This window comes from Bradyrhizobium sp. ISRA464 (assembly GCF_029910095.1).
Taxonomy (GTDB): Bacteria; Pseudomonadota; Alphaproteobacteria; order Rhizobiales; family Xanthobacteraceae; genus Bradyrhizobium.
The window spans coordinates 372126-388310 of the sequence record NZ_CP094526.1 but is presented as its reverse complement, the minus strand read 5'-3'; the positions used below and the strand labels follow the sequence as shown (position 1 = coordinate 388310).

Genomic DNA, 16185 nt, shown 5'->3' with positions numbered 1-16185 from the left:
CTGGGCCAACCATGATTGATCAGGATTGAAGTCGCCGGATTGGCGCTTGGCGCGGTTTGTGCCGGCGCTTCTTCGGCTGTTGGCGAGGTGAAACGCATAGTCAGTGAGAGCCCGTACATGAGCGCCGTCGCGACGGCTTTCCGTCGCGGTGCAATTGCAAGGTGTTTCCAGTCCATCGCTTGTCTCCGTCCGCATGGTGTCGACACTGCGATATTTAGCGAACCAGATATTCGGCTGCCCCGGAGCGGTTGCGGTCCCTATAGAGAGATTGCTGCTAACGCATGCGCCTCCGCCAATCGCTCGGCGTTTCGCCTGTCAGCTTCTTGAATGCCGCGGCGAAGGCGGTCTGCGAGGAATAGCCAAGCGCCACGGCGATCGAGACGACTGATTCGTCGGTCTCCCGCAGCATGTTCATGGCCTGCTCGAGCCGGTGTTGGCGCAGCCAGGCATGCGGCGAGAGCCCGGTGCTCTCCTTGAAGGACCGGCAGAAATGGAAGCGCGAGAGACCGGCGTCGGACGCAAGCACTGAGAGCGAAACATCTGCATCGCTGTCCGAACGCAGGCGTTCGATCGCCCGGCGCAGGATCGCTGGCGAAAGGCCGCCGATGGTCGGCTGCAGCGTGGCCGGCACGCCCGCATGAGCGGCCAAGAGGCGCGTGGCGAGAAGATCCGTCAGTTGCTGCCTGAACAGTGTGTCCAGCGTGGCGTTGCCTTCGAGCGAGTCCGCAGCGCTCAGGAGCAGGCGGGACGTGATGGCGTCGGGATGCCCGGTTCTTTCCAGGAGGTCGCCAGGGCTTGCCGTGTTGGCTTCGCTGGCGATACGCAGAAGCGTCCTCTGCGGAAGGTAGAGCTGAACGACATGGATGGGCCGGTGAATGTCCCATCGGGAAGTAGAGCCGGCCGGAATGATCGTCACGACGCCGGGACGCGCCGTTCCAGTTGCAGCCGATTTTCCGGTGCGCCGCTCCAGCGCCTGTGAGCCGGCGGGATAAGTCATGATGACGTGATCGGCCATGGGTTCGACGATGTCGTGCAGCGGCTCGTGCTTCCAATAAGCGATGGCGCCGCTTTGGGAATCGGAGGCGATGCGAAGCGGCTTCGTCTTGAGCACCCGCGCCATCTCAACATTGGCGGCGCGCCGCTCGGAAGTCGAGCTATCGTCCGGCTGTGCGGCCGGCGCAGGTGGCAAGCCCTTGTGCGAGGGATTGCGCATGAGTGCGGTGCTCCTGATCATTGCGTGGCTCCTTGACCAGCGTCGGCGGCACATCCTTATGCAGAAACCGTCCGACCTTCTGCGCGAAGGCACCCACCTGTGTCATGGGAGTAGATCTCGTTTGTGAGAGGACTGGGGACCGGGGAGGCCACCGCCAAATCACGGCCAATTATTCGACATCGTCAAGCAACGGTCCAGACTTGCTCATTAGAACGATGGCCGTGTGACGGCCTGCCGCACCTATCGTCACAAAACGTTTCACAAGCTATTTTAACGAATTTTGATGCCTCTCGCGCGATCTCCGTTCGTCGCACGCCTCGTTTGATTCAATGCCTGTTATCATGAGCGCTCCGAGACGTACTGCTTCGCACCCGTCCTCATCGTCGCCGCACGATCCAACGAGCCGCGCGCCGTCGTGACCGGTCATCATGAGCCGCCGCACCAGGCCCGGCACATCGCCGTCGATCGCCACAGGCAGGAAGTGCTCGGTGCGGCCCTGCCGGTTGCTTTCGATCAGCACGTCGCGCGTGGCGCCGACCTCCGCCGCCAGCCGCCGGAGCAGCGCGGCCTCGCCTGCCGCACGCAGGCGTTTCGCGCGCTCCTTGATCGCGCCGCCGTCGACCTGCGGCATTCGCGCGGCCGGCGTGCCCGGACGCCGCGAATACGGAAATACGTGGAGGAAGGTGAGCTCGCATTCCTCGACCAGATCGAGCGAGCGCGTGAACATCTCCTCGGTCTCGGTCGGGAAGCCCGCGATGATGTCGGCGCCGAACGCGATGTCCGGCCGCAACCTGCGGACCTGCGCGCAGAAATCGATCGCGTCCTTTCGCGAATGCCGGCGTTTCATCCGCTTGAGGATCATGTCGTCGCCGGATTGCAGCGACAGATGCAGATGCGGCATCAGCCGCGAATCATCGGCGATGACGTCAAGCAGGTCGCGGTCGGCTTCGACCGAGTCGATCGAAGAGATGCGCAGCCGCTTCAGCTCGGGCACATGGCGCAGGATCTGCCGCACCAATTGGCCGAGCTTGGGTGTAGCAGGCAGGTCGGCGCCATAGCTCGTGAGATCGACGCCGGTCAGCACGATCTCAGCATGGCCGCGCGCGACCAGCGCGCGGACCTGATCGACCACCGCGCCCATCGGCACCGAGCGCGAATTGCCGCGGCCATAGGGAATGATGCAGAAGGTGCAGCGATGGTCGCAGCCGTTCTGCACCTGTACGAACACCCGCGGCAGGCCGCGCTCGAACCCGTCGAGCAGATGCGGCGCCATCTCGGTCACCGCCATGATGTCGGCGACCGCGACCTTCTCGCTTCTCTCGATGCCGAACGGCGCGTCGAACGCCGCGCGCGTCGCGCGCCAGGCCTCGCCGCGCATTTTCTCGTCATTGCCGACGACGCGATCGACCTCGGCCATGCCGGCGAACATCTCGGCCTGGGTCTGGGCCGCGCAGCCGGTGACGACGATGCGCGCCGCCGGGCGTTCGCGCTTCAACTTGCGGATCGATTGCCGGGCCTGCGCCACCGCCTCGTTGGTGACGGCACAGCTATTGATGACGATGGTGTCGGCAAGACCCGCCTGCTCCGCCTCGCGGCGAATCACTTCGGACTCGTACGCGTTGAGACGGCAGCCGAAGGTGACGACGTCGACGCTCATGGCCGTTAAAGCGCGACGAGATTGAGTTGAATTGTCATCGCGCTTTAGCTCCCTGTTTGAGCTGGATCTCCGCGCAAACGCTTCGCGTTTGTCGCGAGGGAAAACCGGTTTCCACGTTTCCGGATCATGCTCTAGGCGACGCCGGCGAACAGCGCCGGATCGAAGCGGCCCTCATATTCGAACTCGGCAGTGCCGGTCATCAGCACGTGATCGTCGCGCTCGCGCCACTCAATGCCGAGCTTGCCGCCGGGCAGCGTGATCTCGACGATGCGGTTGGCGCGCTTCAGCCGGGCCGCCGCGACCGCCGTCGCGCAAGCCGCCGAGCCGCACGCCTTGGTGAGGCCCGCGCCGCGCTCCCAGGTGCGGATCGTGATGTGGTCGCGGTCGACGATATGGGCGAGCGTGATGTTGGCGCGCTCCGGGAAGATCGGATGATTTTCCAGCAGCGGTCCGAACCGCTCGAGGTCATAGGCGTTGACGTCCTCGACCCAGAAGATCGCATGCGGATTGCCCATGCTGACCACCGACGGCGAATGCAGCACCGGATTGTCGATCGGCCCGACCTGCAGCTCGATGTAGCGGGTGTCGCGGAATTCCTCGGCGAGCGGAATGTCCTGCCAGCCGAACTTCGGCGCACCCATGTCCACGGTGTAGAGATCGGGCGCGGGGCCCTGCCAGCAATTGAGCAGGCCGGCGCGGGTCTCGAACGTCGCCGTGGTCTGGCCGGTTGTCTCGAACACGCGTCGTACCACGCAGCGCATGCCGTTGCCGCAGGCGCCGGCCTCCGAGCCGTCATTGTTGAAGATCTTGATGAACGCCTCGGTGCCCCGGAGCCGCGGCGCCTGCAGCACCATGAGCTGGTCATAGGGCACGCCGCCGGAGGGCGAAGCCACTGCACGCGCCTCCTCCGCCGAAACCTGCGCCTTGGAATCGCGCAGGTCGACGACGACGATCTCGTTGCCGATGCCGTTCATCTTGGCGAATACGTGGTTGGCGAGCGCGCTCATGGAATTTCCCAATTTCTGCCCGCTTATATGGCGAGTGGTGGCTGATTGGCCAGTGCGGCGAATTTGAAGCTCCTACGGTGGCTCCGCAGGCTCTGGTAGGAGCTTCAAATTCGAAACCGCACTGGAAACAATTGCTTGCTGGTGCTCCTGCAATTCCGAAGTTCGCACAGTGGCTGCCGTACATGCTTGCGAACTTCGGAATTGGAGCACCAGCATGGATAGCTCCTATGACGCATCTGTCATGGGACGAAAGCAGAACTTGCGTGTTAGGAATACCGCACCTTGCGGACCGTGCGCCGGGACAGATCAAGCGGCCGTCTGGGTATGGGGATGGAGAATACCGAATGAACTGTATCAGCACGTTCCGCGCGGCCCTGGTCGCGCTGCTGCCTTTGGCCGCGATCGCTCTGGCAAGCCCGGCGCCCGCCCAGTCGCCGGCGGCCACGCCCGCGCCCGCGGCGAGCCCGGCACCAACCCCCGCGCCCTCGGCGACCACGGTCGCACCCGCGACCCCGGTCGCACCGGCGACCCCGGTCCCGCCGCCGGCCGAAACCAAATCACCGGCTGACAGCCCCGCCGCCTCCCAGACTCCGGCGCCGCCGCCCGCCGCGCCGGTACAGACCGCCGACCCGTTCGGCGAGCCGATCACGCTGGAGCCGAAGAAGGTCGTCATGCTGAAGGGCACCGCCAACTGGGATTCGGCCTTCGATACCCTGATCGATGCCTTCAAGACCCTCACCGCGCTGCTCGACAAGCAGAGCGTCAGGGCATCGGGCAATCCGATGATCGTCTACACCTCGACCGACGACACCGGCTTCACCTTCATCGCCGAGATTCCGGTCGATCAGGACGTGAAGAACCTGGGCAGGAACATGAGCATGGGCAATTCACCCGAGGGCAAGTCGCTGAAGTTCGTGCATCGCGGCTCCTACGACAACATGGACAACACCTATGAGGCGATCACCAATCACCTCGACGACAAGAAGCTCGAAGCCAAGGACACCTTCATCGAAGAATATATGACAGATCCCCTGAAGACCGCCGAAGACAAGCTTGTGATCAACGTCTACGTACCCCTAAAGTGAGCCAGATGACCCATCGCCTGCCCTTCGCTGCCACCCTGATCGCGACCACGCTGCTGGCTGCGCCCGCACTGGCCGACAATGACTTTCCGCCGGCGATTTCGGTCACCGGCGAGGCGACCGTCTCCGCCCCGCCGGACCAGGCGCAGCTTGACGCGGGCGTCACCACCGACGCCAAAACCGCACGCGAGGCCGCCGAGGCCAACAATGTCACGATGGGCAAGGTGCTGGCCGCGCTGAAAGGCGCCGGGATCGCGGAGAAGGATTATCAGACGTCACGGCTGTCGCTGCAGCCGCAATTCGCCAACCGTCCGGCGCCGTCCCCGGCCACGCCGCCGAGCATCGTCGGCTATCACGCGAGCAACCGCGTCACGATCAAGCTGCACGATGTGAGCAAGGTCGCGGGGATCATCGATGTGCTGGTCGGCGCCGGTGCCAATGACATCGGCGGGCTCAGTTTCTCGGTATCGCAGGCCTCGAAGCTGCGGGATGAGGCGCGTGAAAAGGCCATCGCCGACGCCCGCCGCAAAGCGGAGATTTACGCCAAGGCCGCGGGCGTCACGCTCGGAGCACCCCTGGATATCGCGGAAGTCGGCTCGGCGCCGGGACCGACGTTCCGCGCCAGGATGGCCACGGCCGGGTTCGCGGCACCGACGCCAGTCGCGCAGGGCGAAGAAGCACTCACGGTCAATGTGAGCGTTTCCTGGGCGATCAAGGAGAAGTAATTCCCGTAATGCCGGTGCAGGCCGGGACGACGCTAGAGCGGGATGAGTTTGGTTGAATCGACCAGGCGACACGGGCTCGTTGCACCTCTCCCGCTTGCGGGCAGGGCAATCGCATATGACCTCCGCACACTTCTGGGGCGGGCGTTTCCGCGTCGTCATGGCCGGGCTTGTCCCGGCCATCCACGTCTTTGGTTTTCCGTGTGAAGAAGGACGTGGATGCCCGGGACAAGCCTGGACAAGCCCGGGCATGACGAGTTTGTGGGTAGACCAACTAAGCCACAGGCATCGAACGCGCAGCATAAACGGCATATGCGATTGCCCTGCGCTTGCGGGATCCGGGTGGGGGCTCTCTCTACGATACGACTCGTGGAGAGGACCCCCACCCCAGCCCTCCCCCGCAAGCGGGAGAAGGGCCGCAGCGCTTTCGCAGTCGCTGTTCAATCTAATCCGATAGAGCGCTGAATCTCGAACACCTGCCCGGGCTTCAACGCTGCGAATTTTTCGCGCGGCACTTTTGCCGCGTCCAGCGCTTTACCGAGCGCGATCAGCGGCGCGTCGATCGCCTCGTCGGTCAACTGGAATGTACCGTGGTGGTGCGCCAGCGCCTGTGCGGCACCGCAATCGGCGAGCGCCTTCACGGCATCTTCCGGGTTCATGTGCTGGTCGCGCATGAACCAGCGCGGCTCATAGGCGCCGATCGGCAGGATCGCGAGCCGCAACGGGCCGTGCGCCTCGGCGACGCGGCGGAAATGCCGCCCGTCGCCGTAACCGGAATCGCAGACGATGTAGAGCTTGCCGGCCGGCGTCTCCAGCACGAAGCTCGCCCACAGCGCCCTGTTGCGATCGAACAGGCCGCGTGCCGACCAGTGCCGCGTCGGCACCAGGGTCACGGCAAGGCCGTTGCCGAGCTCGACGCGTTGATGCCAGTCGAACGCTTCAGCTTTGATCGCGGCATCGGCCTCGCGCATCGTGATGTCGTTGCCGAGCGGCGTCACCACGCGGGGCCCGAACGTCTTGGCGAGCTTCGACAGCGTCGCGACGTCGAGATGATCGTAGTGGCCGTGCGACACCAGCACGACATCGATCCTGGGCAGCTTCTGGAAGGCAATGCCGGGATCATTGTGCCGCTTCGGCCCGGCAAAGCGGAACGGCGAAGCGCGCATCGACCACACGGGGTCGACCAGGATGTTGAGGCCTCCCGTCTGGATCAGCCAGCTTGCATGCCCGACGAAGCATAACCGCACCTTGCCGCCATCGACGCGGGGCGGCGGCGTATCGGCGTAGGGGCTCGGGACCCAATCCGGCCAGACGAAGCGCTGCCGGCCGCCGCCGAATTGCCAGCGCAGCAACTCGCCGAGCGCCTTCGGTGGCGCGCCGTCGGGATCGAAGAAACACCGGCCGTCAAAATGATCGGAGATGGGGCCGTCATAGGTTTTCATTGATGAGATCCAGATGGATGGAACACCGATCGCCGCGGCGGCTCCGGTCAGGGTAGCGAGAAGACGGCGACGGGTGATGGCAAGTGGGGTTCCGAAATGGCCAGATGGGCGGCCCCGTCTATATGGGTGGCAATGCCGGATTCGGAACCAGCGCAAGAAAACAACGTGTTTTCAGTGCCTTATCGTTTGTCCCGAGCCGTGGACGTGCAAACTTTCCTTGACTTTCCGCTCCCGGCAGCGTTTAACGCGGCCACTTTCTCGGAAAGATCCGTCTTTTCGACCCGCCGACCGGTCCTGGAGGCCGGAGGTCAACGCCCGACAGCGCGATGCGCCCTCGGGCGCGAAAGTGTTTGGACCATCGTCTTGACGATCCGCTTGGTAATCCCCTTGGCGATCCGTCGAGACCTCTTACGTCGTCATCACCCCCGCGGGCGATGATGTGATCTGGGCGCCTGCTTAGGCAAAGGACAACGGCATTGTTCGACAATCTGTCGGAAAGGCTTGGTGGCATTCTCGATCGTCTGACGGGGCGCGGTGCGCTGACCGAAAAGGACGTCGATGCCGCGATGCGCGAGGTGCGCCGCGCGCTGCTCGAAGCCGACGTCGCGCTCGAAGTGGTCCGCAGTTTCACCGAGAGGGTCCGCGAGCAGGCGATCGGCGCCACCGTCGTCAAGTCGGTGACACCCGGCCAGATGGTGGTGAAGATCGTCCATGACGAGCTCGTCGCCACGCTCGGCTCCGATGGACAGACCATCGACATCAACACGGTGCCCCCGGTTCCGATCATGATGGTCGGTCTGCAGGGCTCCGGTAAGACCACCACCACCGCGAAGCTCGCCCGCCGCATGGTCCAGCGCGACAAGCGCAAGGTGCTGATGGCCTCGCTCGACGTCTACCGCCCGGCGGCGATGGAGCAGCTCGCTGTGCTCGGCCGCGATCTCGATATTCCGACGCTGCCGATCGTTGCCGGGCAGATGCCGCCGCAGATTGCGCGGCGCGCGCTCGAAGCCGGTAAGCTCGGCGGCTACGACGTGGTGCTGCTCGACACCGCCGGCCGCACCACGCTCGACGAAGAGATGATGAAGGAGGCGGCCGAGATCAAAGCCGCCGCCAATCCGCATGAAGTGCTGCTGGTCGCGGATTCCCTCACCGGCCAGGACGCGGTCAACCTCGCGCGCTCGTTCGACCAGCGCGTCGGCCTCACCGGCATCGTGCTGACCCGTGTCGACGGCGACGGCCGCGGCGGCGCTGCGCTCTCGATGCGCGCGGTCACCGGCAAGCCGATCAAGCTGATCGGCACCGGCGAAAAGACCGATGCGCTGGAGGACTTCCACCCGAGCCGCATCGCCGGCCGCATCCTCGGCATGGGCGACGTCGTCTCGCTGGTCGAGAAGGCGGCCGCAAATATTGACGCCGAGAAGGCCGCGCGCACCGCCGAGCGCATGCGCAAGGGTCAGTTCGACCTCAACGACATGCGCGAGCAATTGCAGCAGATGGCGAATATGGGCGGCATCGGCGGCCTGATGGGCATGATGCCCGGCATCGCCAAGATGAAGAACCAGATCGCCGCTGCCGGCATCGACGACAGGATCATCAAGCGCCAGGTCGCGATCATCGATTCGATGACGCGGCAGGAGCGCAAGAACCCGGACATCCTGAAGGCGAGTCGAAAGAAGCGTATCGCGGCCGGCGCCGGCCAGAGCGTCGAGCACGTCAACAAGCTCCTGAAGATGCACCGGAACATGGCCGACATGATGAAGGCCATGGGCTCCGGCAAGCGCGGCCCGCTCGCCGGCATCGCGCAGGCGATGGGCTTTGGCGGCGGCATGAAGCCGCCCTCGCCCGAGGAGATGAAGGCGCTCGCCGAGAAGATGCAGGGCGGCGCCGGTGGCGGCCTGCCGAACCTGCCGAAGGATTTACCCGCCGGCCTGCGCGGCGGCCTGCCGAACCTGCCGGGACTGACCGGCCTCAGCGGCAAGCCGACGCTGCCGGGCCTCGGCGGCTTCCCGGGCAAGAAGAAATGAGGAATTCGTCGCGACGGTTCGCATGCGGCCTGCGCGACGCGGAATGCCAATCAAACGAACACATCGTATTTTGAAGGAGAACTAGATGTCCGTTGTTATCCGCCTCGCTCGCGCAGGCACCAAGAAGCGTCCGGTCTATCACGTCGTCGTCGCCGACTCGCGCTTCCCTCGCGATGGCCGCTTCATCGAGCGTCTCGGCCACTTCAATCCGCTGCTGCCGAAGGACAGCGAGGCGCGCCTGAAGCTCGACATGGACAAGGTGAAGGCCTGGCTCGCCAAGGGCGCGCAGCCGTCGGATCGCGTGACCCGCTTCCTCGATGCCGCCGGCGTCGTGAAGCGCAAGGCGCGCAACAACCCCGAGAAGGCCGTGCCGCGCAAGGAGCGCAAGGCGCAGGCCGAAGCCGCCGCCAAGGCATAAGCTGAACGGCGACCGCGGTGGCTGCACCGGTCTGCGTCGCCCGTATCGGCGCTGCGCATGGCGTGCGCGGCGCCGTCCGGCTATGGACCTTCACCGAAGACCCGCTGGCCGTGCAGGATTACGGCCCGCTGCTGACCAAAGACGGCACCCGCCAGTTCGAGGTCACGCATGTGCGTGAAGCCAAGGACCATCTGGTGGTGACGCTGAAGGGCGTCGCCACGCGTGACGAGGCCGAGCGGCTTAACGGCCTCGAACTGTATGTCCCGCGCGACCGGTTGCCCGAGACCGACGACGGCGAGTATTACCACACCGACCTTATCGGGCTTGCCGCGGTGACGACCGCGGAGCAGCCGCTCGGCAAGGTGATCGCGATCCATAATTTCGGCGCCGGCGACATCATCGAGATTGCCCCGCCGCAGGGCGCGACGATGCTGCTTCCCTTCACCAATGCCGTGGTGCCGACCGTCGATCTCGCCGGCGGGCGCGTGGTGATCGAGCTGCCGCAGGAAATCGACGGCGACGATCCGTCGGCGGCGTGACGAAACTCCCGCCGGCTGGCACTGTCCCGGTTTCGTCATACATGGACTGTTGCGACAATGTGTCCCGGGTCCTGCCTCCCTTGCCCGGGACGAGCAACGGGAACGCACCAGAATGACAAGCACGCACAAAGCCTGGCGGCTGCACGCACACAATGATCTTCGCTTCGATGACGTCCCGACGCCGAAGCCCGCGCCCGACGGCGTCGTCGTCAGCATCGAAGCCGGCATGGTGCTGTCCTACACCAACAGACTGCTGTCGGGTGCCTTGCCCTACAGCCTGCCGCCGATGCCGTTCGTGCCCGGCACCAACGCGATCGCGCGCGTCGTCACGACCGGCGAGAACGTCACGCATGTCCAAAGCGGCGACCGTGTATTCCTGAGCCCGCATCTGCGCGGCGACGTGCCGGACCGCGATCCGCCGCAGATCCTGATCGGCCTCACCGCGACGGTGACGACGCCGGAGGCGCTGGCGCTGCAGGCGCGCTGGCGCGACGGCGTGTTCGCGGAAACAGCGCATTGGCCGGCCGCCTGCGTGACGCCGCTCGCCAATCTCGACGACAAGCCGGCAACCGAGCTGATTGGGCTGGCGAAGCTGATCGTGCCGTTCGGCGGATTACAGCGCTCCGGCCTGCGCGGCGGGCAAACCATCATCATCAACGGCGCCACCGGCTATTTCGGCTCGGGCGCCGTGATGCTCGCGGTCGCGATGGGTGCGGGCCGCGTCGTTGCGGTCGGACGCAAGCAGGCGGCGCTCGATCAATTGCGCGATGCCTTCGGACCGCGCGTCATTCCCGCTGTCGTCACCGGCGACGCGACAAGCGACCTGCCGATCATCCGCCGCGCCGCGGGCGGCACCGCTGACGTCGCGCTCGATCTGCTCGGCGCCGCCAAGAGCACGTCGACCACATTGTCGAGCCTGCGCGCGCTGCGTCGTGGCGGCCGGATGGTGCTGATGGGCAGCGCCGAGGTGCCGCTCGAGCTCTCCTTCCGCGAGATGCTTGCCAACGACTGGGAAGTGGTCGGGCAGTTCATGTATGACCGGACCGCGCCGGGGCAGCTTGCTGGCCTCGCCGCCGAAGGCCTGCTGGATCTGCGCAAGATCAACGTAGCAACGTTCAAGCTCGCCGACTTCCGCCGCGCGGTAGACGCGGCCGCGATGATGCAGAGCCTCGACCTCACAGCCGTGGTGCCGTAACCAGAGGCCATGACATCCCACCCCGCACCCTGGCGCGCGACCGTGCTGACCCTGTTCCCGGACATGTTTCCGGGGCCGCTCGGCGTGAGCCTGGCCGGGCGGGCGCTGGCCGGCGGCCTCTGGGCGCTGGAGGCGCGCGACATCCGCGCTTCCGCCACCGACAAGCACCGCAGCGTCGACGACACCCCGGCCGGCGGCGGCCCGGGCATGGTGCTGCGCGCCGACGTGCTGGCCGCCGCGATCGATGCCGCCGCTGTCACGCCGGACCGGCCGCGGATCCTGATGAGCCCCCGCGGTCGGCCATTGACCCAGGCTCAGATTATTGAGCTTGCGGCGGGGCCCGGCCCCTTGATCGTCTGCGGCCGCTTCGAGGGCATCGACCAGCGTGTCATCGAGGCCCGCGCCCTCGAGGAGGTCTCGATCGGCGATTACGTTCTGTCGGGCGGCGAAATCGCCGCGATGGCGCTGATCGACGCCTGTGTTCGGCTGTTGCCGGGGGTGATGGGGAAGCAGGCCTCCGGAACCGATGAGAGCTTCTCCGAAGGACTACTGGAATACCCCCAATATACCCGCCCGCAGGAGTTTGAGGGCCGCCAGATCCCGGAAATCCTCATTTCCGGCGATCACGCCAAGGTTGCGGCCTGGCGCCTGGCCCAATCCGAGGCCCTGACCCAGGCCCGGCGGCCGGATCTCTGGGCCAGAAAGGCCGGCCAAAAAGCCGCGCCGGGGCGGACAAAAAGCACGACAGACGGGTGACAAACCCTGTGCTTTGCCTTATAGGAGCGCGCAAATCCGCACACGCGCAGGATAGATGGACGTTTGCGCAGCCCGCCAAAGGCTGGGCGCGCCGCCGATGGAGATTTCAATGAACCTTATTCAGCAGCTCGAAAAAGAGCAGTTCGACAAGCTCTCCGCCACCAAGGAGATCCCGGAATTCGCACCCGGCGATACCGTCATCGTCAACGTGAAGGTGGTCGAAGGCGAGCGTACCCGCGTGCAGGCCTATGAGGGCGTCTGCATCGGCCGCTCCGGCTCGGGCCTCAACGAGAGCTTCACCGTGCGCAAGATCTCCTACGGCGAAGGCGTCGAGCGCGTCTTCCCGGTGATGTCGCCGATGATCGACTCGATCAAGGTGGTCCGTCGCGGCAAGGTGCGTCGCGCCAAGCTCTATTATCTGCGCAGCCTGCGCGGCAAGTCGGCCCGCATCGTCGAGAAGCAGGACCGCGCCGCGGCCGTCAACGAGTAATCCATCCGCCTCGTAGCGTTTTCGAGCGAAGTGGGTACCGGTTCGCGTGAAGAAAACGCGTCAGAACAAGAATCCGATGTGATCAAAAGCGCGGGCTCACCCCGCGCTTTTTTGTTGCGGCATACCTATCTGGTGGACAGCTCCAACTCGTCATGCGCGGGCGCCTGTCCCCGACCTGATCGGGGATGACCCGCGCATCCATCATCATGAGAACGCCGTGCTCAGGATCGATGGATTGCCGGGTCAAGCCCGGCAATGACGACAGGGGCGCCCCGCGCATCGATTGATTGTCGCAGGGCTTTGCCCTGTGTTAGAAATTTAGAATGGTTCCGGATCAAGCTAGCCAGCCCTGCCAGCGCGTCGTGATCGACGATCGCTCGCGGCTGCCCGGCCGGTTTTTCGGACGCTTTGCAACGTCGGCGACGTCGGAGCTTACGCCCGCAGCGTAACGCTGCCGGACGCTTTCGCCTGCTCGCGCGTCGCCGCGCTCAAGCCGCCCATCATCGAATTTCTCACTGAGTTGCCCTTGGAGCTGACGCTCATGTCCAAACCGACCACGCTGTACGACAAGATCTGGAACGACCATCTGGTCCACGAAGCCGAGGACGGCACCTGCCTCATCTATATCGATCGCCATCTGGTCCACGAAGTGACCTCGCCGCAGGCGTTCGAAGGCCTGCGCGTCTCCGGACGCAAGGTGCATGCGCCCGAGAAGACGCTCGCCGTTGTCGACCACAACGTGCCGACCACCGATCGCACCAAGCCCAATCCCGACCCCGAGAGCATCGAACAGATCAAGGCGCTCGCCGAGAACGCCAGGGACTTCGGCATCGAATATTACAACGAGTTCGACAAGCGTCAGGGCATCGTCCACGTCATCGGCCCGGAGCAGGGCTTCACGCTGCCCGGCACCACCATCGTCTGCGGTGACAGCCACACCTCGACGCATGGCGCGTTCGGCGCGCTCGCGCATGGCATCGGCACCTCCGAGGTCGAGCATGTGCTGGCAACGCAGACGTTGATCCAGAAGAAGGCGAAGAACATGCGCGCGATCGTCGACGGCAAATTGCCGGATGGCGTCACGGGCAAGGACATCATCCTCGCGATCATCGGCGAAATCGGCACCGCCGGCGGCACCGGCTACGTGCTGGAATATGCCGGCGAGGCGATCCGTGCGCTGAGCATGGAAGGCCGCATGACGGTCTGCAACATGTCGATCGAAGGCGGCGCGCGCGCCGGCCTGGTCGCGCCGGACCAGAAGGCGTTCGACTTCCTGCGCGGCCGCCCGAAGGCGCCGCAGGGCGCGGCCTGGGACGCCGCGATGCGCTACTGGGAGACGCTGCGCTCCGACGAGGGCGCGCATTTCGACCACGAGATCCGGCTCGACGCGGCAAAGCTGCCGCCGATCGTCACCTGGGGCACGAGCCCTGAGGACGTCATCTCGGTGACCGGTTTTGTGCCTGATCCCGACAAGATCGAGGACGAGGCCAAGCGCATCTCCAAGCACCGCGCGCTGAAATATATGGGCCTGACGGCGGGCACGAAGATCACCGACATCAAGCTCGACCGCGTCTTCATCGGCTCCTGCACCAACGGCCGCATCGAAGACCTGCGCGCTGCGGCCAAGATCGCCGAGGGCAAGACCGTCAACGCCAATGTCAACGCGATGATCGTGCCGGGCTCGGGCATCGTGAAGGAGCAGGCGGAAGCCGAGGGCCTCGACGAGATCTTCATCAAGGCCGGCTTCGAATGGCGTGAACCGGGCTGCTCGATGTGCCTCGCGATGAACCCGGACAAGCTGAAGCCGGAGGAGCGCTGCGCCTCGACCTCGAACCGCAACTTCGAGGGCCGCCAGGGCTTCAAGGGCCGCACCCACCTGGTGTCGCCGGCGATGGCCGCCGCCGCCGCGATCGCCGGACACTTCGTCGACGTCCGCGACTGGCGCTAAACGCTGGCGTTTCGCTGCGGCTCTTGCTTCAAGCTGGAGCCGTTTCGGAAACGGCCCGTTAACGCACCTTACGCACACTGGCTCCTTGCGAAGATCAGCTTCGCGAGGAGCCGGACGTGGCCGAGAAGCGCGAATTCGTCGATATGATCAGCGAGGCGACGCGGCAGAAGCGCCGCCGCGCCGCGCCGCGCATCATCGATCCGTTGCCTGAGGTGAAGCAGACCTCACGTCTCAGCCACTGGCCGCCGGAGCGCTGGACGCAGTGGCGGATGGAAAACCTGACGCCTTGGAAGATCAAGTCCTGGAAGTTGAAGAACTGGGACTAAGCGCGGATCGCATGACTTAACAAGACGGGCGCCGTTTGGCGCCCGCTGTCATTTCAACCCTCACCAATAGCCGTAGGGCCGCCAATAGTGACGGCGATGCCACCACCACGGCCGGCAGATCCGGCGCGGCCCGTAATAGGTCCAGATCACCCGGCAACGGCGGTGATGATAGTAGGCCGGATAGTAGTAGGACGGACCATAGAAGAAACGCCGGTGATGGAAGTGCCGGCGATAGTAAGGCCGGTATCCGTAGCGATAACCGCCGCCGTAGAAGCGGTGGTAGCCGCCATAGTGGCGATGAAAGTCGCCATAGCGATAGCCGCCATGGAACGCCGGCGCGGCACGAAAGCCGCCGCCGTGAAAGCCGCGGAAGCCACCACCGTGGAAACCGCCTCCATGGAAACCACCGCCGCGGAAGCCACCGCCATGAAAACCTCCGCCGCCATGGAAGCCGCCATGCCGAACCTGAATCGTCGTTCCGTCTGCTGCAGACTTCGCCGCGGGCGATGTGCCTGGACTCGCCAGTGACAGCGCTTCTGCGCGCTGCTGCGAGGCGATCGACAACGTGAAGATCGCGGCCGCTGCGACACCGAGACGGCGCACCAATCCGCGCCGCAAATATCTCTCCCTCATCTCTGGACCTCCCTGACAACAGCAATCAGAACCGCGCCGCATCGCAGCCGGTCTCATTGCGTTCGTTGCAGTCGCTCCCGTGACGCTAGAAATGCCCAAGTGAATGCGCCATGAACGCGCGTGCGACGAAAAGTCCGAGAGGAACTGCAAAGCCGGCGTGCAGGCTATGGTGCTGCTGGTCAAAGGCTTCACGCCCTGATCCAATTCACCGGCTTTCTTCAGTCTTCGCCGAACGATCTTGATCAGCAAGAGCAGTTCCGATCGAACGGAACTGCTCCTGCCTTCCGTCTCCTGCTACGCAGGCAGCAATAGCGCCTGCATCACCAGAACGGGCCGAATCCGAAGCCGAAGGTGAACGGCGCCGGCGCAGCATACGGATAGGGCCGATAGTAGTAGGGCCGTCCGTAGTAATAAGGATACGGCCGGTAATAGGGTCGGTAGTACGGCCGGTCATAATAGGGCCGGTAGCCGTGAAAGTGGTGGCGATGGTAGCGGCGATGATGGCGTTGTGCGCTGAGGTCCGTCGCTTTGCCCGCACCCTGTTGTTGCGCGGCCGGTTGCGACTTGGCTGGCGCGGCGGCAGCCGCCGATACCGGCGCGTGAAGCGCGAGCACGCCTGCGACAACGGCAACACCGATCCATCTGATCATGATCAACTCCTGCAGATTTCGATGAACATCATCTGGGTCGCTCGAATCTGCCGGTTTCATGGCTGAGAACGACAACGGGCCCG

The 16185-nt window shown here is 64.9% G+C and carries 16 protein-coding genes; 10 read left to right on the top strand and 6 right to left on the bottom strand.

Annotated elements, in window-relative coordinates; genetic code table 11:
- Positions 1 to 274: 274 nt before the first annotated feature.
- The 3 genes from MTX19_RS01870 to dapF all read right to left on the bottom strand — a co-directional run bounded on the left by MTX19_RS01870 (position 275) and on the right by dapF (position 3877).
- The gene (locus MTX19_RS01870) at positions 275 to 1234 is read right to left on the bottom strand and encodes an AraC family transcriptional regulator (protein ID WP_280982207.1); all 960 of its coding nucleotides are present in this window, start codon (positions 1232 to 1234) and stop codon (positions 275 to 277) included.
- Positions 1235 to 1478: 244 nt separating this feature from the next.
- Positions 1479 to 2870, bottom strand: a complete 1392-nt coding sequence (gene mtaB / locus MTX19_RS01865; RefSeq protein WP_280982206.1) for a tRNA (N(6)-L-threonylcarbamoyladenosine(37)-C(2))-methylthiotransferase MtaB — start codon at positions 2868 to 2870, stop codon at positions 1479 to 1481.
- A 131-nt stretch (positions 2871 to 3001) separates the two neighbouring features.
- Positions 3002 to 3877: a diaminopimelate epimerase gene (dapF, locus tag MTX19_RS01860; RefSeq protein WP_280982205.1), complete on the bottom strand. Its 876-nt coding sequence runs from the start codon at positions 3875 to 3877 to the stop codon at positions 3002 to 3004.
- 344 nt (positions 3878 to 4221) lie between these two features.
- Between dapF and MTX19_RS01855 the strand changes: the two genes are divergently transcribed.
- Together MTX19_RS01855 and MTX19_RS01850 are read left to right on the top strand one after the other, a co-directional pair.
- Positions 4222 to 4962, top strand: a complete 741-nt coding sequence (locus tag MTX19_RS01855) for a GyrI-like domain-containing protein (protein ID WP_280982204.1) — start codon at positions 4222 to 4224, stop codon at positions 4960 to 4962.
- A 5-nt stretch (positions 4963 to 4967) separates the two neighbouring features.
- Complete coding sequence (locus tag MTX19_RS01850; protein ID WP_280982203.1) at positions 4968 to 5684, top strand: SIMPL domain-containing protein; 717 nt, start codon at positions 4968 to 4970, stop codon at positions 5682 to 5684.
- 437 nt (positions 5685 to 6121) lie between these two features.
- Here the strand turns inward: MTX19_RS01850 and MTX19_RS01845 are convergent, their stop codons facing one another.
- Complete coding sequence (locus MTX19_RS01845; RefSeq protein WP_280982202.1) at positions 6122 to 7123, bottom strand: MBL fold metallo-hydrolase; 1002 nt, start codon at positions 7121 to 7123, stop codon at positions 6122 to 6124.
- 476 nt (positions 7124 to 7599) lie between these two features.
- On the opposite strand from MTX19_RS01845, the gene ffh reads away from it, so the two are divergent.
- From ffh to MTX19_RS01805, 8 genes are all read left to right on the top strand, one after another.
- Positions 7600 to 9147 carry a signal recognition particle protein gene (gene ffh, locus MTX19_RS01840; RefSeq protein WP_280982201.1) on the top strand — a complete coding sequence of 516 codons (1548 nt, stop codon included), beginning with the start codon at positions 7600 to 7602 and terminating at the stop codon, positions 9145 to 9147.
- 85 nt (positions 9148 to 9232) lie between these two features.
- Positions 9233 to 9565, top strand: coding sequence for a 30S ribosomal protein S16 (gene rpsP / locus MTX19_RS01835; RefSeq protein WP_280974962.1), 333 nt, complete (start codon positions 9233 to 9235; stop codon positions 9563 to 9565).
- Positions 9566 to 9582: 17 nt separating this feature from the next.
- Complete coding sequence (rimM, locus tag MTX19_RS01830) at positions 9583 to 10104, top strand: ribosome maturation factor RimM (protein WP_280982200.1); 522 nt, start codon at positions 9583 to 9585, stop codon at positions 10102 to 10104.
- Positions 10105 to 10216: 112 nt separating this feature from the next.
- Positions 10217 to 11299: a zinc-binding dehydrogenase gene (locus MTX19_RS01825; protein WP_280982199.1), complete on the top strand. Its 1083-nt coding sequence runs from the start codon at positions 10217 to 10219 to the stop codon at positions 11297 to 11299.
- 9 nt (positions 11300 to 11308) lie between these two features.
- Complete coding sequence (gene trmD, locus MTX19_RS01820) at positions 11309 to 12055, top strand: tRNA (guanosine(37)-N1)-methyltransferase TrmD (RefSeq protein ID WP_280985809.1); 747 nt, start codon at positions 11309 to 11311, stop codon at positions 12053 to 12055.
- 109 nt (positions 12056 to 12164) lie between these two features.
- Entirely contained in the window at positions 12165 to 12545 is a 381-nt protein-coding gene (rplS, locus tag MTX19_RS01815; RefSeq protein ID WP_280974958.1) for a 50S ribosomal protein L19, read from the top strand.
- A 541-nt stretch (positions 12546 to 13086) separates the two neighbouring features.
- Positions 13087 to 14493 (top strand): 3-isopropylmalate dehydratase large subunit, encoded by a 1407-nt coding sequence (gene leuC, locus MTX19_RS01810; protein WP_280982197.1) that lies wholly within the window; start codon positions 13087 to 13089, stop codon positions 14491 to 14493.
- A gap of 116 nt (positions 14494 to 14609) precedes the next feature.
- The gene (locus tag MTX19_RS01805; RefSeq protein ID WP_280982196.1) at positions 14610 to 14819 is read left to right on the top strand and encodes a hypothetical protein; all 210 of its coding nucleotides are present in this window, start codon (positions 14610 to 14612) and stop codon (positions 14817 to 14819) included.
- A 60-nt stretch (positions 14820 to 14879) separates the two neighbouring features.
- Here the strand turns inward: MTX19_RS01805 and MTX19_RS01800 are convergent, their stop codons facing one another.
- Positions 14880 to 15452, bottom strand: a complete 573-nt coding sequence (locus MTX19_RS01800) for a hypothetical protein (protein ID WP_280982195.1) — start codon at positions 15450 to 15452, stop codon at positions 14880 to 14882.
- A 320-nt stretch (positions 15453 to 15772) separates the two neighbouring features.
- On the bottom strand, positions 15773 to 16102 hold the full coding sequence (locus tag MTX19_RS01795; protein WP_280982194.1) for a hypothetical protein: 330 nt from the start codon (positions 16100 to 16102) through the stop codon (positions 15773 to 15775).
- Between the last annotated feature and the right edge of the window lie 83 nt (positions 16103 to 16185).

Excerpts from the sequence above, each read along its gene's own strand:
- rplS (WP_280974958.1), top strand. The coding sequence starts at position 12,165 with ATGAACCTTATTCAGCAGCTCGAAAAAGAGCAGTTCGACAAGCTCTCC.
- rpsP (WP_280974962.1), top strand. The coding sequence starts at position 9,233 with ATGTCCGTTGTTATCCGCCTCGCTCGCGCAGGCACCAAGAAGCGTCCG.
- trmD (WP_280985809.1), top strand. The coding sequence starts at position 11,309 with ATGACATCCCACCCCGCACCCTGGCGCGCGACCGTGCTGACCCTGTTC.
- MTX19_RS01800 (WP_280982195.1), bottom strand. The coding sequence starts at position 15,452 with ATGAGGGAGAGATATTTGCGGCGCGGATTGGTGCGCCGTCTCGGTGTC.
- MTX19_RS01825 (WP_280982199.1), top strand. The coding sequence starts at position 10,217 with ATGACAAGCACGCACAAAGCCTGGCGGCTGCACGCACACAATGATCTT.
- MTX19_RS01795 (WP_280982194.1), bottom strand. The coding sequence starts at position 16,102 with ATGATCAGATGGATCGGTGTTGCCGTTGTCGCAGGCGTGCTCGCGCTT.
- MTX19_RS01870 (WP_280982207.1), bottom strand. The coding sequence starts at position 1,234 with ATGATCAGGAGCACCGCACTCATGCGCAATCCCTCGCACAAGGGCTTG.
- MTX19_RS01850 (WP_280982203.1), top strand. The coding sequence starts at position 4,968 with ATGACCCATCGCCTGCCCTTCGCTGCCACCCTGATCGCGACCACGCTG.
- mtaB (WP_280982206.1), bottom strand. The coding sequence starts at position 2,870 with ATGAGCGTCGACGTCGTCACCTTCGGCTGCCGTCTCAACGCGTACGAG.
- leuC (WP_280982197.1), top strand. The coding sequence starts at position 13,087 with ATGTCCAAACCGACCACGCTGTACGACAAGATCTGGAACGACCATCTG.
- MTX19_RS01845 (WP_280982202.1), bottom strand. The coding sequence starts at position 7,123 with ATGAAAACCTATGACGGCCCCATCTCCGATCATTTTGACGGCCGGTGT.
- MTX19_RS01855 (WP_280982204.1), top strand. The coding sequence starts at position 4,222 with ATGAACTGTATCAGCACGTTCCGCGCGGCCCTGGTCGCGCTGCTGCCT.
- dapF (WP_280982205.1), bottom strand. The coding sequence starts at position 3,877 with ATGAGCGCGCTCGCCAACCACGTATTCGCCAAGATGAACGGCATCGGC.